Origin of the sequence: Microvirga aerilata, assembly GCF_016743775.1 — a bacterium.
Classification (GTDB): Bacteria; Pseudomonadota; Alphaproteobacteria; order Rhizobiales; family Beijerinckiaceae; genus Microvirga; species Microvirga aerilata.
Genome location: NZ_JAEQMY010000044.1, coordinates 16,987 through 38,380 on the forward strand (window position 1 = coordinate 16,987; position 21,394 = coordinate 38,380).

Genomic DNA, 21,394 nt, shown 5'->3' on the forward strand with positions numbered 1-21,394 from the left:
ACTGGGCCGCGTTAAAAGTCCCCGAACAAGAAATCTCCGGATGTGAGTTGGCCCACTCTCAGGTCTTCGAGCACCAGCGACGGCAGGTCTTTAACGCTGGCGGGGAAGAAGTCGAACACCACGTCGTCCCCGACCTGCTCGCCTCGCGCCATGATCTCCTCGAAGGTGTCATACTGCCCCGCCTCCCCAGCAAAGATCACCAGATCGTCCGTCCCGGGCCGGAAGTCCTTCACCGTCAATCCGCCGAGGTTGTCCAGGGTGCCAAACGGATTGCCCAGCGCGAAGATGTCAGCTCCCCGCCCACCGGTCAGAATGGCATCAAAGCGGGCAAAGATCACGTCATCGCTCGAGCCGCCATCGCTGACCGAACGCTCCAACTCGAAGTTCTCGTCAAACTGCCCAGTTCCGGAGAAAATTACGTCATTGCCCGAGCCGCCAAAGACCTTGTCCACGCCACCACCGGCATCCAGAATGTCTCTGCCGTTGTTGCCCCGGATCAGATCGTTGCCAAGGCCACCCTCCACCCGGTCATCACCCGCGCCGCCCGAGATCGTGTCGTCCCCATAGTCCCCGCTCAGGAAGTCGGCTCCGCCTGCACCGCTGATCGTGTCATCGCCCACTCCGCCAAACACCACGTCACGGCCACGATTGCTAGCGATGTTGTCATCGCCCTGCCGGCCCCAGACAAAGGCGGTGCCGCTTCTCACGTGGATGGTGTCCTCACCCAATCCGCCCCAGGCCACAGACACGTCGCTTCGCAGCACCAGCCTGTCCTCGTCAGCGGTGCCATAGGCGAGGTTTGGGGTCACGCTTGCCGGAACCCAGGCACCGTAGATAAAGGCTGACCGATCATCGTCATTGGTCAGCAGCGCTCCGCCATATTCTATCTGGTCCAGGCGAAGGGTCGGGCCATCTGGATCATCGGAATGGAACAGGCTAGCGCGGAGTTGATCGAGCGGCCGATGGTCGTCGCTTGATGACAGCAGAATGGTGGCAAAGGCCGCAAATCGCTCCAAGCTAACCGGAGCCGCTGTAACAGGCCGAAATTCGACTTGTGCTAGGGTGAAAGTCGCAATTACCAGGACGAGCAGCCACGCGGCCTAGCGGAAGAAGACCCTGGGTGTCATGGGAGCGGTGTAACTGATAAAGCCCGGCTGTGTGTGGCTATTGATGCCGCATATAGAACGAGGCAACTTTGCACAAGGTCCGGTATGGAACGTGAGCCGCGGCGCTCCGGGTCAGCCACTCCGTGCAGAAAATTCTGGTTTCATCCTTGGGCAGGGTGGTTCCGCAGATATGGTCCTCGCTCTCCCACGTGATGACAACGACTGATTTGATCCCTGCTCGTGTCCGCTCCGCGGCGCGTCTGAATGTGACCGAGAGTGCTTCCTCTTCGGTTGAGTAGGTGGCGAACGTCTCTCCATCATACGAGACCGACCAGAGACCCTCCCTTGTTTGCGTGACCACAAAGCGTTCCAAGCCTGCGGCTCCCTGTGAGTTCCGGTAGACAAGCTTTAGGTACAGGGCTTTGCCCAAGCACCAGGTCCAAGGGAATAGCCCAACACCAAGAGTCTGATCCGGCATAGGAACTCGCAGGGGCTTCACTCAAACACCTGTGACGTGACGGCATTATCCATTGTATGGAACGTATGATCGCCAGAGGCTCGGGAGAGCGGCCTCCGGCGGTCTGATACGCACACTCAGACCTTGCGGGTGGACCAGAAACGCAACGGTCATCCTCACCATCGCCTAGACTTCAGTCCGCTGTGCTCAGTTGCGGCCGCGCGAGTTCACATCAAGGGATGATGGAACTCCTCAGGGCGGGAACCTGGGACCAAGCCTAGCCTCAGGTGGATTGTGGCTGTAAGCACTGGAGGATGAGAAGTAGGCTTAGATCGAAAAGGCGGTGGGATACGGCGCATCTGGCAGTTTACGGCGCTTTGCTGGGCATAGTCCTGGGGATGCTTGAACAATTCTGCCATGCCTTCTGTCCCGCCTCTTGGCAGCATAGTCCGGGAGAGAACCTGTTCGCCCATGTTCTCATCGAGGCTGTGGTTGGTGCAGTCGCCGGAGCAACCCTGTTTGCCGCCGCTTCTGTTATCCGCAACTGGCTCGTGCGAAAGCCGTAATTTGCATAGTACTCTGTTTGGAACCGCCCCGAGAAGTGCGGGGCGCCGCCTCCGTGCTTACTTAATCCAGGACCGTATTGCGCTCACCCCCGGGTCACTGTCCTGGAGCGGCGGAGACAGGCAGATGAGATAGACGGCCATCCCGGCGAGAACCGCCACACCGCAAACGGCAAGGGTGAGCATGCCGGCGCGGACTATTCTGTCTCGTCTGTCTCGCGCGAGCTGGGAGCCGGCGGTCCCAAGCCTCTGCCGCAGAACGTGGAGGCGCTTGCAGAGAGCATGATGGAGAAGGGGCAGGAAGCACCCATTCTCGTGCGGCCGGACGGCAACCGCTTTGTTCTGGTGGAAGGCTTGCACTGACTGGAGGCCTGCAAGTCCCTCGGGAAGACAACGGTGCCTACTCCGGATCCGTCAGGATTACTCGTCATCGGATCTGCGCTGAGGAGGCTTAATCGGTTGGATTCCCACCGCCTGCTTCACGGCCGTCATAGCCACCCACTTCGCGCTCTGCCTGCTTCCAATGTTCTCGCGCGCGTCCATCTGGGCAGCCTTGCTCTCTCCAGATCTTCAAGGCGCGCAGCCTGATCCTTTCTTCCCGGATTCGCTCCTCCCGATCTTTCTGGATCCGCTCTTCCCGATCCGGCATGATGGCTTCCTCTGGACTTGTGATGCGGGCCACGGTTCCAACACGCGGATAGCAGCAGTTCGATCTGAAGCTCAGGGTTTCGCGGCGGCGTCGTTTTTCTCATAGTGCTGATCGTCAGGGTTCTGGAGGTGGACCTGTCGAATCTCCTCTGCCCGATTACGTCAGTCTGTCAAAGACCCAATGAACTGCTGTTGTGCTTGCTGTCCATCTTGTTACTCTTTTTCGTGAAGCCACAACCGCCTTGATATGGCTTAGAAGCGCCCCCTGCGTTCGAACTCCCGCCTCACATCATCCATCCTCCGGCTCAGCCCTTCAATAGCGCGCGTGACATCTCGAACATCGTCGCGGGTGACCGCCGCAGCTTGATCAGAAGAAGACGTTGACGAGCCGGTTTCCCGCCTTGCGTCAGGACAGTCTGGCAGCCCATCGCGCCGATAGCGTAGACTGAGGGAGTCCCCGAGCTTGAAATAGGTGCATCCGCCCTCAGGATCCCGCCATAGCGCTGGAGCGTCTTGGGCAAGCGAAGGGGCGGTGCTGAGAAGGCTGGCAATCAGGACTAGGTTTCGCATCGTGCCAGCATGAACCGAGGCGCTGGACCTGTCCAATACTCGAATGAGCCTTCTCTGAAGCATGTTATCCTTCAACCCAAGGCTCCCGCCTTATGTTGCCTGGCTACGCTCCCGCTCCTTTCGGCGCAGAGCAAGAAGAAGATCAAGCTGCTCGTCGGATATGGGGCTCGTATCAGGTGGGAGGTAAACGCTTCGCATCAGCTCAGCGATTCGGTTTTTGGCGTCGCGATTGATGCTTGCCGCTTCGGACTTTCTTTTTCGGTCAGGCACGGATGCTTACCTCTGATACGCGATGCATGCGTCCCGAAGACTGGGGCGAGTATGGTTAACATACGGTTAACCTTAGCCTTAAGCATCTGGAGGGGAAGGGTAAATAGCCGCTGGGATGATTCTGTGCAACAGAGGAGCTGAGGCCTCTTCGCTGCATTGGAGGCAGAGGGTGAGGGAGGTTGGCTCGGAGCGTCCTGGCTCTCTCAACCTGCCAGACCGCATCCGAGTTTATGGGCATCGAGCACCAGTAACAGGGGCTCCCGTGCGCTAGATCACATCACTGGTCATGGCTCTTCGATAGAGATGAAGCCCCTTGTCATCATCATAAAGTCAAGGTGTGTGCCACCTATCCGAAGGATCGAAGCAACCATGGCGGGCAGAAAGTCAGAGCCGGGCCGCGAAGCGCACAAGGAAGCGGTGCGTTTGTCCCGGAAGAGCCGCCACATTCCTATAGGGACACTTCTCTTGAGTGGCTTGCTGCTGGCAGGCATTCTCTCCACTGTCGTCATGGTCATTGAGCAGGGCCCTTCGAACCCTATCCCCTAGGAGCCAAGCCGGAAAGCTTTATGAAGGTCCGCGAGGGGCGTCTCCCCGAATGCTAAGGGTTTGAGCAACGAGTGCACATCGCTTTGAACCATTTGTCTCGACCGTGCAGACTGGCATCGTGCGCATCCTGGAGCAGTGTCGCTGCCATTGTGAAGCAGCGGAAGTGTTTTCGGCGCACCGGCCGGGTGTATCAAGCCCGGCCGGCACTTGGCACTCGCACCTGGAGAGAGCGCTCATGCCCAGGCGAAATAATACCCCTCAATATGACCCCGGTGAACCCGGCAGAGCGCACCCTTAAGGGCGGGGTTGAGGCAGATAGTACTCTTAGTGTGAATACGGATATCGCTGTAGACTTCGGGAGCCTTGAACGTGGAATTGTGTACCCCGTGTGCGGGAATGGCCGTCAGCGGCCTGCTAATGGGACGCACGGTTGCGGCGCATGAGGTGCTCCCAGTTCTTGAAGCGACGGAGGATCCAGGCAACCGCATCCTCGAAGGTCAGGAATGTTTCTTCTACCCCGCTGATAGGACCGAACCCGGCAGCAATGGACAAAGCGCCCGTAAGGCCAGACTCCTCGTCCTCATCGGAGCGGCAGACCAGAATAGCTGCAAGGGTGCCATCCACGAAAACGAGCCGCCCATCCTCTTCTCGGGTGAAGCGGCTGCCTACTCGAACAGACTGCCAGGTTACTCTCATCGTCGTGGGAGAATGCCCTTGCTGAGATGCAGAGTTCATTCACATATGTTGGACCTGCCCGGTCACCCACCCTGCACAAGGGATCTGAGGCGTCGAACCAGATGGCCTGGAACGCTCGGCGCGCTCCGTCGCGGATCTCGTCCAACCCGTCTTGCAGGGACTTGATCTTCCCTGCCATCTCTTCGAAGGAGGCACACTCTGGAGTGATGAACAGGCGTCCATGTTCGCCCCGGATTTAAGCGCATGAGAGCAATCCTGACGGATGCCGGGTTGTCTGGCGTTTCCGGCCTGTTGTCCAACTCAAAGGCTCCAATATGTGCGGGCAGGGTTCCTTGCTTGCGGCGCGTCAGGCTGGGACGACAGCCAGGACCTCGCCCATGGTGATTTCAGGCTCCCCGTTGATGATGCCGACCAAGCTTCCCCGGATCCAAGCCAGAGCCTTCTCGTTTGCCGCGATGGCGGCCTCTTTGCTGTCGAACATGGTCACGGACCCACCGACCCCATTCCCAGCATCAAACACATAGTAGCCCTGAAATCCGGGAGATTGCTTGAGCAAATAACCAAGGCCGCTTTCAGCCCGGCGGGCAGCCTCCGTCACGGATCTCATGTGGTTGAACTTGCGGATGACCAAGTACATGACCGCCTCCAGCCGTTGAGGGGTGTAATCCTTCCGTAAGTTATCATGTCCGGGAGACTTCGTCTCTGGGCGAAGCCTCCTCCCCACCCGCGTCGGCAGAAGGCGGGGTGGTGTCGCGGTGTTGGCGCGTGTGCATGGTCAACACCCTGGTCGCCGGCCATGCGGGCTGAGGCGCAGGTCACAGCGGGGAGGGCAAGGGCCAAATCTGACGATAAAGACGTGGGGCAGTCACCCCACGCTGCTTGTCGTTCGGGGAGTTCGCCAATCAACGCGTCAACGGTGACCGGGCGAGGCGTACCCGGGCAACGACATTGCCTCGGACTGTAATGCGCGCCGCCTTAAATGAGGGGGGCGCTGTGCGTCCCGTACCATTGCTGAACCCGTAAGGCTCCCGCGGCAAGCCGTTCGGGTCACGGTCGAGGTTGTTGTTCCCGTTCGTATCCTGGAACGCAGCGACCGCATAGGATCCTTCCGGAAGCTCGGGGAAAACCACTGAAAAGTTGCCTGGCGGCTGCTGGATGGTCTGGTTGTAGCCACACGAGTCCAAATCCAGCGATCCCGTGCAGATGCCGATTAAAACAGGTCCCTGCCTTGGGTCGGCTCCTTCAACCTGAACCGTCAGTTGAGCCGCAGCGGCAGGCCCGGCAACGGCGGTTGCCGCAAGCATCCCTGCAAACAGTCGAAGTATGAACATATTCCCCCCGCTCTGGCTCATTCCACCCGATGAACTTGGCTTTTCGAGACAACATTCAAGCGCCCCGCTTATAATCATCAGAAAGCGTCTTACGGAGTGTGCGAGGTCCGCTCGGAGCCTGCCTCCCGCATGGGTGCTCTGGATAAAATATTGGCTAAGGCTGGCATTTGCCTCCGTCTCCCAGGCGGATACGCTCTGCGCCTACCTACCATTCAAACGCGGCCGCCATATCTCGCTCCTGAGACCGTAACCCAGACCCATGAGTGAGGCAGTTCAATCGCCCATCCTCGTTCCCCGCTCACAACAGCCGCCGCTCGGTCAGAGAAAAGCCGATCCGGGCTCCAAGACCCACTGATGGTTCAACCGCCACAATCGAGCATGCCCGGGGGGATTGTGGCGGCCTTGTCCGATGTTCATGTCAGCTTTGGCGCGCGAGCGGCTTTAAAGGGGCTGAACCTGTCCCTGGGCCAAGGAGAAATCTTTGCCCTGCTCGGGCGTAACGGTTCGGGCAAGACCACCTTGATGCGTGCTCTCACAGGCCAGATCCGGGTAACGTCGGGCGAGGTGAGGGTCTTCGCCAAGGATCCGGGCCGGGAGGCGCAGCCCCGCAGGCTCATGAGTCTGGTTCCCCAGGACATCGCGCTCTATCCGCGTCTGACCGTGCGAGAGAACCTGGAGGTCATGGGCGGCATGGCAGGGCTCTCCCGGCATGAGATTCCGCAGCGGGTGGAACAAGCCATGGCCGTGACGCGGGTCGAGAACCGGCAGCACGATCTCATCGAGCACCTCTCAGGCGGATACAAGCGCCGTGCGAACATCGCCGCCGCCCTGCTGACGCAGCCCAAGCTCCTGCTGCTTGATGAGCCCACCGTCGGGGTCGACGTGGAGGCTCGGCTGGCCCTTCATCAAACGCTGCGCGACCTGCGGGAGGGCGGCACGTCGATTTTGCTCACAACTCACGATCTCGACGAGGCAAGGGCGCTTTCGGATCGTGTCGGAATTCTTGCGTCCGGTCGACTGGCCGAGACAGGTCCGATCGGCGAAATCCTGCGCCGGATGTTCGGGGATAGCCGAGAGATCGTGGTGGGCCTGAGCCGGGAGCCGACAGAGCCGATGGAGGCAATCTTGAAGGAGCTCGGTCTTGCACCGACGGCCAATCCCCTTGCATGGAACTCCTGGTCGGCCGAGGTTGGCAGCCTCGGCAGGCTGGAGACGGCTCTTGAGCAGCATGGCATCGACATCCACGAGATCCGTCTCCGGGAGCCGGGCCTGGAGCAGGTTCTGACCCGGATAGAGGGAGATCAAGGGTGATCTTCCCCTCTGCCAGGGTCATGCTGCTAAGCCTGCTGCGGGACCGGGGGGCTCTCGCCATGGCCTTTGTGCTGCCGCCTCTCATCTTCCTGATCTTCGCGGCGATTTTTACCGGATCGAGCGGCGATCAGCTTCGGTTGCATATCGGTGTCGCCGATCTGGCGCGGACCCCCGCGACCTCTCGCCTCGTGCAGGTTCTTCTCCAGGAGCCGACCCTGCGGGTCACCTTCAATGATGCTGCCGGTGCCGACGATGTACGGTCCCTCGTCAAGAATGGCTCGGTCGATCTCGGCATCATCCTTCGAGGCGATCTCAACGGGCGGGAAGCGGGCGCGCCGGTTCTCCTGGTCACCCATGAGGCGAGGGCGATTGCCGGAGCGATCATGGCAGGGCACTTGCAGCGCCTGCTTTCGGTTCACATGCCCGATGTGGCGTTCGCGCAGGTGCTGGCGGATCTGGAGGCGATTGGGGGGATCACATCCGAGCAGCGCGCGTGGATCGATCAGGTTTTCCGGGAGAAGGCCACGGACGCCCAGACAGATCCCAGGCCCCGGAGCGTCGGGTTGATCGCAACGGAGTCGGCCCTGCCGGCAACGGCAGGATGGGCTGTTTCCTATTATGCCGGTGCGGTTGCCGTGATGTTTCTGCTCCTCGCCGGGATTCAGGGCGCCATCAGCCTCATCGAGGAGAGGCGTCTGGGCGTATATGACCGGCTTCTGGCCGGTCCGCGGCCCATTGCGGGGATCATTGCTGGCAAGTTCCTGTTCCTTGTCGTTCAGGGAACATTGCAGGCGGTTCTCGTCTTCACGGCCGCATCCATCTTCTACGGTGTGAACTTCATCGCCTCATTCGGCTTATGGCTGATCACCACCCTCGTTGTCGCCGCAGCCACCTCGGGCTTGGCCTTGAGCCTGTGTGCCATCTGCTCGTCGCGGCAACAGGCCCAGGTGCTGTCGACCTTTGTCGTTCTCATCATCTCGGCGGCCGGTGGGAGCATGGTTCCTCGCTTCTTCATGCCGCCTTGGCTGCAGGCTCTGGGCTGGTGGACCCCGAATGCATGGTCGATTCAGGCCTATTCATCCGCGCTGACACCCGGCTCATCCGTCTCTTCGCTTGTCACGGCTTGGGGGATCCTCATGGCGATGGCAGCCGGAGCCCTTCTTTTTACCCTGTGCGTATCCCTTCGACGCCGCTCGATCTAACGGTGATCAGCCGGACCTGCGCATGCGGGGGGCTCCGCCCGCCGATTGAACGGATAGGGCACCAGACTTGATTCCGGACTCCAGGCTTTCTCTCAAATCGCAGGTTTGCAGCCATGCGTGCAGGAAACCGGCGTTGAAGGCATCGCCTGCGCCTGTGGTGTCGACAACGTCGACGGCAAGGGCATTGGCCGACAAACGCTCGGAACCGGCAGCAACGGCCCCTTGATCGCCGAGCTTGAGGACGACAAGGGGGAAGTGCTCCCGCAGAACGCTCAGGACCCCTTCAAGGGAGCGTTCCCCCGTCAGGGCTTGTCCCTCCTCGAGATTGGGAAGAAAGACATCGATTCCCCTGCAGGCTTCGAAAAAGCCGGAATCAGTGCGGATCAGATGATCGTCCCAGCTGGGATCGAGCGAAACCGTCAGGCCCTGGTCGCGCGCCATGGCGACCACATCCGGGCTGTCCTTGAGGGTTGCAAATTCCGCAATGTGCAGATGGCGGATACCGGGTGCCGCGAGGGCCTGCTCCAGGGTAGCTGGCCGGGAGACGCCGGCGCGCCGGGACACGAAGGCTCGCTCGCCGTCCTTGATCAGGGCCACCGTGGGCTGGGGGCCTGCATCGTTCGACCGCTCGACGAAGGAGAGATCGATGCCGCTGGCTTCAAACTCCGGGTCTAGACTGTGCGAGAGCGGGTCGGTTCCAAGGCGCGTCAGGAGAGCCGTGGGCCGACCGAGGGATGCCAGATGAGCGGCCGTGATGTAGGCGCCGCCGCCCGCCGTAATCGTGACACCGTCAGCAAACCGCTCCCGGCCGAGCATCGGCATCTCGGGCAGGCCCGTGAAGATGATGTCGCAGTAGGTCCGCCCAAGGCATAAAACCTTGTTCCGTGCGGAGGCCGTCTCGTTCATTGGATTGCCAGTGCTTTTTCTGTGGCCTTGTCGAAATAGTAGAGGCGTTCGGCCGGAGCATGGAGGGTCAGCGGCTCGCCGATCTTCGGGATCTGCCGGCCCGGTGCCGATCCGATGATCGTCTGGCCATCGGCTTCGATATGGACGAGCGTCTCGGAGCCGAGGGTCTCCAGGACCGCAACCGTACCGGACACGGTCAGGCCGGAGGAGCCGGCATCCACCGGGGAGAGGTCCTGCGGACGGGCGCCCACCAGGATGTCCGAGGTTGTTGCCAGAGACGATGGAGCCTGGATCGAGCCGCCAACGGACAACTGGGCTCTTCCATCCCGCAGCGAGGCCGGCAGCAGGTTCATCGTTGGGCTGCCGATGAAGCGGGCCGTGAACACGTCGACGGGTTTCTCGTACAGCTCCAGGGGCGAGCCGACCTGCAGGATCCTGCCCTCGCGCATCACGACGATCCGGTCGGCCATGGTCATGGCCTCGACCTGGTCGTGGGTGACGAACACCGACGTGGCGCCGAGCCTGTGATGAAGCCGCTTGATCTCGATGCGCATCTGGGTGCGCAGCTGCGCATCGAGATTGGACAACGGCTCGTCGAACAGGAAGGCGGAAGGATCGCGCACCATCGCCCGCCCGATGGCCACCCGCTGGCGCTGGCCGCCCGACAGGGCCGACGGGCGGCGCTCGAGGAGCTGCGAAAGGCCAAGGGTCTCGGCAACCTGCTCCACCCGCGCGCGCTTCTCGCTCTTCGAGAGCTTGGACCGGTAGAGGCCGAAGGCGATGTTGTCGGCTACAGTCACATGAGGATAGATGGCGTAGTTTTGGAACACCATGGCGATGTTCCGGTCCCTGGGCTGAAGATCGTTGACCACACGGCCGTCGATGCGGATCTGCCCCTCGCTGATCTCCTCGAGGCCCGCGATCATGCGCAGGGTCGTGGACTTTCCGCATCCGGAGGGGCCGACGAGCACGACGAATTCGCCGTCCTGGATCGCAAGATCGATCCCGTGGACCACCGCGGTGTTCCCGTAGCGCTTGACGAGGCGGCTGATTTCAATGGTCGCCATCAGCGAGCTCCCAGAAGTGCGGTGAAGCGGGTTTCGAGATCCTTAGTCGATGCGGCGGCTCGATGCCTTGCCTCTTCAATCCGGCTGCGGACGCCTGAGATCTCCTCGTTGTATCCGGCAATGGCCTGGGCAAGCGCCCGAGGGGCAGGGCCCCCGAACCGGTCGCGGACCGCGACGAAGTTTTCGGGCGAGACGATTTCGGCAAATTGCGCCTGGCCAACGGTTGTCGTGCGGCCTGCACATTGCCTCAAAGCTTCCTGAAAGGCGCCGTATCCATCCACCGCAATGTCTCCGCCGATCCCGACCACCGCACGGGCCACCTCGGCTGCGATCTCATGGGCCTCGCGGAAGGACAGCCCTTCCAGGCGCACGAGACTGTCGGCGAGTTCCGTGACCGTGATGCAGCTCCGGCGGATATTCTGGCGCACCCGGTCGGCGTCTATCCGCAGGGTCGGAACGAGGGCGGCGAGCAGGTCGAGAACCCGGGCGCCGCTGTCGAAGGCGCCATAGCCGAAGCCCTGGCTCTCGCCTTCGCTGTCGTTCATGTCGGTGAAGGGCGTGTTGTGCATGATCGTCAGCATCGCCTGCGCCCGGCCCACCGTCTGGGACGACAGGTGCCGCATATGCTCGATGGGGACGGGATTGCGCTTCTGCGGCATGATCGAGCTGATCTGCACGAAGGCGTTGGGAACGTAGATCTGACCGACCTCGAAGCTCGTCCAGAACTGAAGATCCTGGATGAAGCGGCCAAGATGCAGGAAGATCAGCTCTATGGCCGCATAGGTCGACGTGATGTAATCGACGGATGCGATGCACCCGTACGAGTTCTGCAGCGGTCGGCTGAAGCCGAGCAGGCGAGCCATGAGATCCCGGTCGATGGGAAAGCCGCTCGTGGTGATGGCGGCCGCCCCCATGGGGCTCCGGTCGACGATGTCGCGGGCCGCTTCCAGGCGGGCGATGTCGCGCAGCAGGGTTTCGAGGACGGCAGACAGGTAATGGCCGAATACGGTCGGCTGCGCCGGCTGGCCATGGGTGTAGGCAACAATCATGGTCCTGCTTTCCCGCTCGGCCACGGCGGCGAGGGTTTCGGCCAGATGCACCAGACGCTCCAGCAAGGGGTCGATCCGAGCTTTGAGGCCGATCTTGAAAAGGGTGTGGTCGATATCGTTGCGGGAGCGCGCCGTGTGAAGGCGACCTGCGAGATCCGGCCCGAGCCGTGTGCGGAGCTGCTTTTCGATCAGGAAGAAGAAATCCTCCACCTCACCCGTATAGGTGAGCGCATCGACATCGATGTCCCGGTCGATGGCTTCCAGGGCCTGAGCGATGGGATGGGCCTGCTCGATGGTGAGGATCCCGGTCTCATGGAGCATCACGAGGTGCGCCCGGTCGATGAGGCGGAAGCCCTCCACGTGATGTGCCTTGGCGCCATCGAACAAGGGGCGGAGCACCGTCTCCTTGTAGACGGGATTGGGAAAGGTGGACGTGTCTTGTGAGGTGCCTTCTGTCATCGGCTTACCCTTTGAGTCCGGCCAGCATCACGCCTCGGACAATGTAGCGTTGAAGGAACAGGAAGATGATCAGGGTCGGCAGCGTGGCGATGCTCGCGCCCGTCATGATCTTTTCCCACTGGACGGATTGCTCCACCGCGAAGCTGGAGAGCCCGACGGGCAGCGTGTAGAGATCGGCGCTGGTGGTCACGATGAGCGGCCAGAAGAAGGCGGTCCAGTTGCCGAGGAATGTGAAGATCGCAAGCGCCGACAGGGCAGGGGTCACCAGGGGCAGAGCGATCTTCCACCAGATGGTGAACTCGTTCAGCCCGTCGATCCGTGCGGCCTCGAGAAAATCGTCCGGCACCCCCTCGAAGAACTGCTTCATGAGGAAGGTCCCGAAGGCGGTCATCATTCCGGGGAACATGATGCCCCAGTAGCTGTCCAGCCAACCGAACTGGCTTGCCATGAGATACCAGGGCAGGACCAGCATCTCGGTCGGGATCATCAGGGTGGACAGAATAGCGATGAAGACGATGTAGCGTCCCCGGAACCTGAATTTCGCGAGGGTGTATCCGACGAGGCTGTCGAAGAACACGTTCGAGATCGTGACGATGATCGCCACCACCATCGAGTTGACGAACCAGCGCGTGAAGCGCCCGTCGCTTAGGATTTCCCAGTAATTGTCGAGGGTCGGCACGGCCGGGATGATGCGCAGGTCGTATACCTGCGAGGCATCTTTAAGGGAGGTGGACAGCATGAAGAGCAGAGGCGTCACCATGATGACGCCACCGATGAAAAGGAGCGTCCAGGCCACGATCCTCCCGGGCTTCACGGACGACATGGCGCGACCTTGCGACGATACGGCGGCGGTCATCAGCGGTCTCTCATGATGCGCAGTTGGAGAAGGGAGATCGCAAGGAGGATCAGGAACAGGACCACCGTCTGGGCCGCGGCATAGCCCATCTCGTAGGAGCTGAAGGCGGTCTGATAGATCATCAGAACGAGCGGCTTCGTGGAGTTCAGGGGGCCGCCGGGGTCGTTGGTGTTGATGTTGTAGACCTGATCGAAGATGCGCAGGAAGCCGATGGACGAGAAGACGACCAGAAACACCAGGGTCGGCTTGACCAGGGGAAGGGTGATCCTGCGCAGGATCGCCCCCTCCGACAGGCCGTCGATGCGGGCGGCCTCGTAATAGGTTGTCGGAATGGCCCGCAGTCCTGCCAGGAAGATGATGATCTGGAACCCGAGTCCCGCCCAGATGGCCGGCGCCAGGACGGCCGGCAGCGCCTGGGACGTGGAGCGAAGGAAGGGCTGCTGCGGGATGCCGAAGGAGGAGAGGATATCGTTGATCACGCCGATAGGGACCGGCTGGTAGAACCAGCGCCACACCCACGCCATGGCGGCTGCCGTGGTGAGGAACGGCAGGAAGTACAGGGCGCGGATGAAGGAGTGCATGAACCGCACGCGGTCCAGGTAATAGGCCACGACGAACGAGATCAGAAGGCTGATCGGCGTGCCGAGGATCAGGTAGAGGAAGGTGTTGCGGAACACCTGCCAGAAGAGCGGATCCGCATAGAGCCTCGTGTAGTTCTCAAACCCGACGAAGCTGGCAGGCCGGGTGATCGTCCAGTCCGTCACCGACAGGTAGAAGGCCTGGAAGGTCGGCCAGAAGCGGATGACGACGTAAAAGAGAAGGGGAACCGCGAGGAAGCCCCATGCCCATATCAGCTGTTTCTGGCCGAGACTCATCCTTGACCAGAGGCCGCTTGGGGCGGTCTCCCAATGGACAGCAATGGACATGGCGTGTTCCTCGCGGGCTTGGCGCTTAGCGCTTGGCGCGATCGATGATCGCCTGCTCGGCTTCCGCCGCCTTGGCGAGCGACGTCTTGGGGTCTTCGCCGCCGATCAGGACGCGGTTTGCCATGTCGATGGCAACCTGACGCTGGGCCGCCTCATCCTTGAACAAGGTCGTGTGGGCATATTCCAGGCCCTTCAGGAACGGACCGTAGACCGGGTGGGCGATGTTCTCGGGCGTGAGAGCCGCAGTGCGCCGCGCCGGCAGTTCGCCCACAACCTCCATCCAGACCTTCATTGCTTCAGGGGATGAGACGTAGGCGAGGAATTTCTCGGCCGCGGCGAGCTTTTCACCTTCGGCTTTGGTGGTGATCGCGTTGGCGAAATAGCTCGCGTAGTTGCTGCGCATGCCCTGGGCATTGGCCGGAAGCTCGGTCACGCCCCATTCGAAGCTCTTGATCGTGCCGAAGGAACCCAGGCGGAAGGTGCCGTCGATGGTCATAGCGGCAAGACCCGCCCGGAAAGCGGCCTGTCCTTCGTCCATGAAGCCGGCCTGACCGACCTTATGCTTCTTCTGGAGATCGGTGTAGAAGGTCAGCGCCTTCAGTCCTGCCTCGTCGTTATAGGCCACCTTGGTGTCGTTGTCCGTGTACGGAGCGCCGCCGAACTGGCGGATCAGCACCTCGCGCCACCATTGGTGGTCCTGCCCGCCCATGTCGAGCGTCATGCCTGCGGAGACGATGTTGCCGCTGCCGTCGCGTTTGGTGGTTTTCTCGGCTGCGGCGACGAGTTCGTCGATGGTCTTGGGCGGGTTGTTCGGATCGAGACCCGCATCCTTGAAGGCCTTCTTGTTGTAGAACAGCGCCAGGGAGCGCACCGCCGTCGGCAGGCCGTAGTAGTCGTTCCCGCGCTTCATGGCGCTTATGATGGGGAAGAAGTCCCGCTCGATATCGGCGCTCGGAAAGGCCTCGGCGCGCAAGGGGCGAATCATCTTTCCGGAGATGAAGTTGTCGGTCCAGCCGTAGAAGAGCTGCACGACGTCCGGGCCCTGACCTGCGAGGATCGAGGCGGCAACCTTGGTCTGGTAATCCGCATAAGGGAACGTGGTCTGCTTGACCTTGATGTCCGGGTTGGCCTCCTGGAACTTCGCGATCAGCTGGTTCATCGCCTTGACGCGTGTGTCGAAGACGTACTGCCAGTACTCGATTTCGACCGCCTTCACGCCGGAAGAGGCCAAGGTGGCAAAGCTTATGGCAACGCCCGCAAGCAAATGACGAAAACGCATATCCCTCTCCATTATTACCGGGCACGGGGCGCCGGCGGTTATCTATGGCGGCCTCTGGACGAGCCTTTCCGGCGCCAAGGCTCCCTTAGAGTGAACAACCTGTCAATAAGATAATTCACTTGAGTTATTCATTGCTCCGGTTCATCGTTCCATCCTGGAGTGCTGGACATGCCGAGAAAATCCAAAGCCGGGGCACGATCGACGATCGGAAGCAATCCGGAGCGGAACCGCTCCCATAACCGGCGCGTGGTGCTGGATGTCGTTCGCCAATGGGGCCCTGTCGGGCGAATGGAGATCTCGCGCCATGCGCATCTGAGCACCCAGGCCGTATCGAACATCGTCGAGGATCTCGTTTCCGACGGGTTGCTCATCAAGACCGGGCGTTTGAGGGCAGGGCGCGGTTTGCCGCCGATTCAGTTCGCCGTTAATCCGGACGGCGGAATGACCGCCGGGATCGAGGTTGCGGCGGATCACATCTCGACGCTCCTCGTGGATATCGGCGGCCGCGTCCGTGTCCGGCGGACCCTTTCCATCAAGAAGAACGACCCCGGCGCGGTTCTGCCGGCCATCAAGGCAGAGGTCGAGGCGGCGCAGGCGCAGCTGAAGCCTCCCGTGCCCCAACTCTTGGGAATCGGGGTCGTGATGCCGGGACCTTTCAATGTCGAGGGCATGACATCGGTTGGGCCGACGACGCTGTCGGGCTGGCTCGATTTCGACGCGGTCGCCAGCATCGGGGACGTGCTCGGGGCATCCATCACGCTTGAGAACGACGCCACCGCCGCCGCCGTAGGCGAGCGCCTGCACGGCGCGGCAAAGGATTTGAGAAGCTTCTGCCTGATCTATTTCGGACAAGGTCTCGGGCTCGGCATCATGATCGACGGTCACCCGTTCCGGGGTGCCAATGGCAATGCGGGCGAGATCGGGCACGTATTGGTGAAAAAGGGCGGACGCCTCTGCTCATGCGGGCAGCACGGATGCCTGGAAGCCTATGCGTCCGTTCAGGCCCTTGCCGAAAGGCTGGCGGCGGTGGGGATCCACGATCCCGAATATGCGGACATCGAACGCCTTCACAGGGAAAGGCACCCGGTCATCGAGGCCTGGATCCAGGAGGCCGCCGGCTACTTGGCGCCCCAGATCGCGATGCTCGAAAACCTCTTCGATCCCGAGGCGGTCATCATCGGCGGCGCTCTTCCGCCGGGCCTCCTGGAGGATCTCACCGGGGCCATGCAGCCGCTTCCCCTGTCGGTCGCAAGCCGCCGGAACCGGAACGAGGCGCGCCTGATCCACGGACGGACAGGCCGCTTGACCGCGGCCCTCGGAGCCGCCGCCCTGCCGCTTCTGGAGACGATGACGCCTCGGCTCGACACCGCCCAGGCGAACCGCCGCGACCAACCGAACGAGGAGATCTCCCTTGCTGGATGACCATAAGCGGCTTGCCCGTGCTGTCCATCAGCCAGCGCTCGTGCGCCTGCACCGCGCGTTGAGCCGGTTGCCATCCGTGCTGACCGTCATGAATACGGGTGCGCATCCGGACGATGAAGAGAACGAAATGCTGGCGGCCCTAAGGTTCGCCTTCGGCATGCGCATCGTGGTTGCCTGCTCCACGCGGGGAGAGGGCGGCCAGAACGCGCTTGGGCCTGAGCGTGGTGCTGCCCTGGGTGCCTTGCGAACTGCGGAGATGGAGGAGGCCGCCCGCCGCATCGATGCCGACGTGGCATGGCTCGGCCATGGGCCGGACGATCCGGTGCATGACTTCGGCTTCTCCAAGAACGGGGACGAGACGCTCCGGCGCTGGGGCGAACAGCGCATCGTCGAGCGTCTCGTCCGGGCTTACCGGCAGTACCGCCCGGACGTCGTCATCCCGACATTCCTGGACGTGCCCGGTCAGCACGGTCACCACCGGGCCATGACCCGGGCGGCCGAAACGGCCCTGGACCTGGCGGCGGATCTTTCCGCCTTCCCGGAACATGCGAGCCTGGGCCTCCGGCCCTGGCAGGTTTCCAAGTTTTATCTTCCGGCATGGTCGGGTGCAGGCTACGCCTATGACGATGAGGCGCCGCCTCCGCCTGCAACGGTCAGCGTCCAGGTTGCCCATCGTGACGAGGTGACCGGCCTGGCATACCAGCAACTCGGCGAGTGGTCCCGTGCGGCTCACGCGTCCCAAGGCATGGGTGTCTGGCGCGACAAACCGGTCGATCACTGGAGTCTCCACCTCAAGCGGTGGGCTGATGGCTCACCGACGAACGAGAGCGATATCCGTGATCATCTGCCTGCAACCCTTGCCGATCTGGCAGCCACAGCAGGCCTGACGGATGCTCCGGCTGCGGCCCTGAGGGAGGCGCAGGAACGGATCGATGATGCGCTTGCGGCATTTCCGGATCGCCAAAGGATCGGCGTCTCCCTCAGCCGGGCAGCGCATCTGATCGAAAGCTCGCTAAAGGAGCTGGATCGTCACGCCATAGACCTGATCGGGCATCGGCTCGAGCGGAAGGTGAGGGAACTCGACGCAGCGATCTTCGAGGCGACCGCCAACACAGCCCGAGCAGCCTTCAAAGGCGCATGCCACCCCGGAGCCAGCATAGGGCTGGAGGTTCGCATCGACGCGCCGGACCTCGCGGGATGGGTCGCAGCGCCCCGCCTCCCGGAAGGCATCGAGGCCGTTTCGGTACCTCGGGAGGCCGGACACTTCGAGTATTCAATCTCGATCCCTGCATCCGCACCGCTTACGGGAAATTACCCCGAAGCGTTCGATCCCATGGGCGGCAACGGTGCAGCCGGCATCCGCGTGTCCGGCGAGGTCGACGGACGCCTCGTCAGGGTCGATCTCGATCCCGAGGAGCCCTTCAGAATCGAGCCATCCCGGTCCCTGTCTCTCGATCCCGCCATTGCTCTCATCAAGGCTGGCGAACCAGCCTCCGGCATCCGCGTGCACATTGTGGGGGCGGAGCCGACGGACTGGCAGGTGCCGGATGGATGGACGATGCAGCGTCAGGACGGCGGCTGGATCGTCGAGCCGCCGCGGGAGATGGAAACAGGCGTTTCAACCCTCGTGCCGATTGTGGATGGCAGGCCGGCAAGCACCGTCCAGGCCCTTGCATACCATCATATCCAGCGGACCTCCTTTGTGGCACCGGCAGCACTGAAGGTTCTGACCCTCGATGTGGCCCTCCCGGTCGATGCCCGCATCGGCTATGTGGGAGCCGGAAGCGACAATGTCGGCGCCCATATGCGCCGCCTCGGCCTCCATGTGACGGATCTAGGAGAAGACGATCTGACGGCGGGCTCGCTCTCGGGGTTCACCACCATCGTGGTGGGCATTTTTGCGTTCGGTTTCCGGCGCGACCTTCAGGCGGCGACAGGTCGTCTGCATCGCTTCGTGGAGGACGGCGGCCATCTGGTGACCCTCTATCACCGTCCCACCGATGGCTGGAATCCTGCCGTCACCCCGCCGCGCCGTCTGGCCATCGGCTCGCCGTCGCTCCGGTGGCGGGTCACCGATCCGGCTGCGCCTGTGACGGTTTTGAAGCCGGATAGCCCGTTGCTGACGTATCCGAACCGGATCGAGGCGGCAGATTGGCAGGGCTGGGACAAGGAGAGGGGGCTTTATTTCGCGGCGGAATACGACCCGGCCTATGAAGAGCTTTTGTGCCTGAATGATCCCGGCGAGAACCCGCTCAAGGGCGGGCTGGTCTCCGCCCGCATCGGTCACGGCCGCCATACCCATGTGGCGCTCGTGCTGCATCATCAGATGGACAAGCTGGTTCCCGGCGCCTTCCGCCTCCTGGCGAACCTGGTCCAGCCAGCCTGACAGAGCATGCCGGCTGATCCTGAAACCGGTTCGGGCGAGACACCTGCTCCTCTGTGGAGCAGCGCCGGATGGCTGCTCCTCGATATGGCCCTTGTCACGACGATGCAGGCCATCGTCAAAGCCGAAGGGGAGACCTATCCGGCCGTCCAGCTGGTTTTCCTCCGCTCCCTCGTCGGGTTCGTCGCAGTGGCGCCTCTGATCTGGCGCTACCGCACCAAGTTGACAGATTTGTCGAACCTTCGCGGCCATCTCTTTCGAGTTGCATACAATTCGGCCGCGTTGACGTTCAACTTCGCCGCTTTCGCTGCCCTGCCTTTGGCCCTGGTCACGGCCATCGGTTTCACCCGGCCCCTCGTGTTGCTGGTCATGGCGGCGATCCTGCTGGGGGAGAGCGTGAGCCGGACCCGCTTTGCTCTCACGGCTGTGGGGTTCGCAGGGGTCGTGATCATGGTGCGGCCGGACGCGATCTCCTGGAACATGGGGCTGGTCGCAGCTTTCGCGTCAGTGGTCTTCGGCACGATGGCGGCCGTTCAGACGCGGCGCCTCGCCCATGAGAGCACCATTGTGCTGATGCTCTTCTACACGGTCGGCCTGACCCTCCTGACCGCGATCCCCGCAGCCATCGCGTGGGTGCCGATCCCCTGGGACAAAGCCCCGAACATCATCCTCATCGGCGTTTTGGCTCAACTCGGCCAATATTGCTGGCTGCAGGCCTACCAGAAGCAGGAGGCGCGGCTTCTTGCACCCATCGGGTACCTGTCGATCGTCTTTTCGGCGTTTGCGGGGTGGCTTTACTTCGGCGACATTCCTTCACTGTCCCTGGTGGCAGGCGCCGCCATCGTCGTTCTGACCACGGTGCTGGCCGGGCCGGCGGAGCGCTGGTTCGAGCGCAGGGGACGGCCATGAGGCTGCCAGGGGCTTGGGCTTATCCGCTCTTGGTATGAGGCCTTGTGTCGTCGCTCCCCGTTTTGGAGGATAACGGGCATCTTTCGGAACCTTTGATCCGGGTTAATAACCCTCTCTTTACCCGCATGGGCGAGAGTTAATTCAGCAACGACGAACCGATAACGTCTGCCTCAACGGATTTGTAAGTGCCCATGCGTAACTCGTTCAAGCCTAATGATTTTATGCCCGCCGCAATCCAGCAGGAAGGCAAGACCGCCGGAACATCCCCGGAGACCCGGAGTCTGGGCGATTCGGCGGTCAGGACCGGCCTTGAATTTGCATGGGAAACACCTTGGTCCTCCGCCGGCGAAACCGAGCCCGGCTGGTGGCAGGCCTTCGCCCTGTCCAAGGGCGTGAGGGCGACCAGGACCCCAGACCGGTTCATCAGGAAGCAGCCTGAGACCAACGTAGTGGCCCTTCCCCCCAGCGAGGGAGCCGAGGCTGCGCGCCTGGCCCGCGCCGCGGACAGGTCCTGCGAGGAGACGATCCGCAGGCGTCTCGAGAGGCTCCAGGCCGCGGTGGAATCGGGAGCAACAGATGCCAAGGTCCCTGAAAGGGCGGAGCCTGCGCCAGCAAGTGCTGCTCGGACGGCTCCTGTAGCGGAGGAGGCTGCACGGCCGATTGAGGCCGTTGCGGAGGTCTCCGAAGTCCACATGGCCGTGGATTTGGAAGCTGAATCCTATGAATATGCCGAGCCTGAGACGGAGATCCTATACACAATCGAGGAGGCTCCTCACGAACCTGAGGCCGAGTTGTTGCTGCCCGTTCCCGTGGCATCCCTGGCGCCGGCATTCTCGGCGTTCGCGTTCCAGTCCAGCCTCTACGACATTGCCGTTTTCCTGAAGCCTGAAACGATGCTGGAGCCGGTGGAGGCCGCGGACCAGGACGATATGCTTGAGGCTGTCGAGGCCGCAGAGGCAGAGGTCGAGGTCGAGTTCATTCAGGTTGATGAACCTGAAGAAGACTGGCCTGCCGAAGTGGAAGCCGAAGGACAGGTTGTTCCTGAAATCCTGGAAGCCGCGCGTGAGGACGTGATGGTTGAGGAAGCGGTTGAGAGCATCGATGCCGGATACCTTGCCTTGTATGGCGAGGTGGTCGCGCCTGTTCGGGCTCCGGTGGCAATTGCGGCGCCCGTGCAACCGGAGCCCGTTGAGCCCGAGCCTGTCGAGGCGGTCGAACCCGACGAAATTGTCTCGGTCTCGTCCGGCCTCTCGGCGCAGGTGATCGAGTTCCGAATCCATGAGCGTGCAAAGGGCGGGGGCTATGAGCTCCCGGCCATCAGCCTCCTGGCCGAGGTGCCGGAGCGGGAAGGCGAGGTTCTGACCGAGGACATCCTCGAGGAGAGGGCCGGCAGGGTCGAGAAGGTCATTCGCGACTTCGGCGTGAAGGGCGAGGTCAT

At 62.1% G+C, this 21,394-nt stretch carries 17 protein-coding genes and 1 pseudogene; 7 read left to right on the forward strand and 11 right to left on the reverse strand.

Translation table 11 applies throughout. The features are described 5' to 3' along the window. Nucleotides 1–11: 11 nt before the first annotated feature. On the reverse strand, nt 12–1,016 hold the full coding sequence (locus JKG68_RS21590) for a calcium-binding protein (protein WP_202063425.1): 1,005 nt from the start codon (nt 1,014–1,016) through the stop codon (nt 12–14). Nucleotides 1,017–2,393: 1,377 nt separating this feature from the next. On the opposite strand from JKG68_RS21590, the pseudogene JKG68_RS21595 reads away from it, so the two are divergent. After that, a pseudogene (locus JKG68_RS21595) lies at nt 2,394–2,486 on the forward strand (ParB N-terminal domain-containing protein); the annotation flags it as partial. 91 nt (nt 2,487–2,577) lie between these two features. Here JKG68_RS21595 and JKG68_RS21600 read toward each other — a convergent pair. The 4 genes from JKG68_RS21600 to JKG68_RS34785 form a co-directional block, all read right to left on the reverse strand. Continuing rightward, nucleotides 2,578–2,775, reverse strand: coding sequence for a DUF2934 domain-containing protein (locus tag JKG68_RS21600; protein ID WP_202063426.1), 198 nt, complete (start codon nt 2,773–2,775; stop codon nt 2,578–2,580). A gap of 1,799 nt (nt 2,776–4,574) precedes the next feature. Then, nucleotides 4,575–4,784 (reverse strand): hypothetical protein, encoded by a 210-nt coding sequence (locus JKG68_RS21605; protein ID WP_202063427.1) that lies wholly within the window; start codon nt 4,782–4,784, stop codon nt 4,575–4,577. 418 nt (nt 4,785–5,202) lie between these two features. Then, nucleotides 5,203–5,493 carry a hypothetical protein gene (locus tag JKG68_RS21610; protein ID WP_202063428.1) on the reverse strand — a complete coding sequence of 97 codons (291 nt, stop codon included), beginning with the start codon at nt 5,491–5,493 and terminating at the stop codon, nt 5,203–5,205. A 265-nt stretch (nt 5,494–5,758) separates the two neighbouring features. Beyond that, entirely contained in the window at nt 5,759–6,265 is a 507-nt protein-coding gene (locus JKG68_RS34785; protein ID WP_376773184.1) for a DUF2141 domain-containing protein, read from the reverse strand. Between the two features lie 324 nt (nt 6,266–6,589). On the opposite strand from JKG68_RS34785, the gene JKG68_RS21620 reads away from it, so the two are divergent. Beyond that, on the forward strand, nt 6,590–7,498 hold the full coding sequence (locus JKG68_RS21620; RefSeq protein WP_202063430.1) for an ABC transporter ATP-binding protein: 909 nt from the start codon (nt 6,590–6,592) through the stop codon (nt 7,496–7,498). Next, entirely contained in the window at nt 7,495–8,700 is a 1,206-nt protein-coding gene (locus JKG68_RS21625) for an ABC transporter permease (protein WP_202063431.1), read from the forward strand. Before JKG68_RS21620 ends, JKG68_RS21625 begins: the two co-directional genes overlap by 4 nt. Nucleotides 8,701–8,706: 6 nt before the next feature. Here JKG68_RS21625 and JKG68_RS21630 read toward each other — a convergent pair whose 3' ends face one another. Genes JKG68_RS21630 through JKG68_RS21655 form a run of 6 tightly spaced genes read right to left on the reverse strand, consistent with a single transcriptional unit; the run spans nt 8,707 to nt 15,254 of the window. Beyond that, a complete protein-coding gene (locus JKG68_RS21630) occupies nt 8,707–9,606 on the reverse strand; it encodes a carbohydrate kinase family protein (RefSeq protein ID WP_202063432.1) in 900 nt (299 codons plus the stop codon). Further along, the gene (locus JKG68_RS21635; protein WP_202063433.1) at nt 9,603–10,673 is read right to left on the reverse strand and encodes an ABC transporter ATP-binding protein; all 1,071 of its coding nucleotides are present in this window, start codon (nt 10,671–10,673) and stop codon (nt 9,603–9,605) included. The genes JKG68_RS21630 and JKG68_RS21635 overlap by 4 nt, the downstream gene beginning before the upstream one ends. Continuing rightward, entirely contained in the window at nt 10,673–12,181 is a 1,509-nt protein-coding gene (gene argH, locus JKG68_RS21640; RefSeq protein WP_202063434.1) for an argininosuccinate lyase, read from the reverse strand. The genes JKG68_RS21635 and argH overlap by 1 nt, the downstream gene beginning before the upstream one ends. Nucleotides 12,182–12,185: 4 nt before the next feature. Beyond that, nucleotides 12,186–13,037, reverse strand: a complete 852-nt coding sequence (locus tag JKG68_RS21645) for a carbohydrate ABC transporter permease (RefSeq protein WP_202063435.1) — start codon at nt 13,035–13,037, stop codon at nt 12,186–12,188. Beyond that, a complete protein-coding gene (locus JKG68_RS21650) occupies nt 13,037–13,963 on the reverse strand; it encodes a carbohydrate ABC transporter permease (protein WP_202063436.1) in 927 nt (308 codons plus the stop codon). The genes JKG68_RS21645 and JKG68_RS21650 overlap by 1 nt, the downstream gene beginning before the upstream one ends. Nucleotides 13,964–13,988: 25 nt before the next feature. Beyond that, nucleotides 13,989–15,254, reverse strand: a complete 1,266-nt coding sequence (locus tag JKG68_RS21655) for a sugar ABC transporter substrate-binding protein (protein ID WP_376773185.1) — start codon at nt 15,252–15,254, stop codon at nt 13,989–13,991. 156 nt (nt 15,255–15,410) lie between these two features. Here JKG68_RS21655 and JKG68_RS21660 point away from each other — a divergent pair, with 156 nt between their 5' ends. From JKG68_RS21660 to JKG68_RS21675, 4 genes are all read left to right on the forward strand, one after another. Next, nucleotides 15,411–16,664: an ROK family protein gene (locus JKG68_RS21660; protein WP_202063438.1), complete on the forward strand. Its 1,254-nt coding sequence runs from the start codon at nt 15,411–15,413 to the stop codon at nt 16,662–16,664. Then, nucleotides 16,654–19,050 (forward strand): PIG-L family deacetylase, encoded by a 2,397-nt coding sequence (locus tag JKG68_RS21665; RefSeq protein WP_202063439.1) that lies wholly within the window; start codon nt 16,654–16,656, stop codon nt 19,048–19,050. The genes JKG68_RS21660 and JKG68_RS21665 overlap by 11 nt, the downstream gene beginning before the upstream one ends. A 6-nt stretch (nt 19,051–19,056) precedes the next feature. Further along, nucleotides 19,057–19,956 (forward strand): DMT family transporter, encoded by a 900-nt coding sequence (locus JKG68_RS21670; RefSeq protein WP_202063440.1) that lies wholly within the window; start codon nt 19,057–19,059, stop codon nt 19,954–19,956. Nucleotides 19,957–20,141: 185 nt separating this feature from the next. Continuing rightward, a partial coding sequence (locus tag JKG68_RS21675; RefSeq protein ID WP_202063441.1) for a hypothetical protein occupies nt 20,142–21,394 on the forward strand: 1,253 nt, incomplete at its 3' end.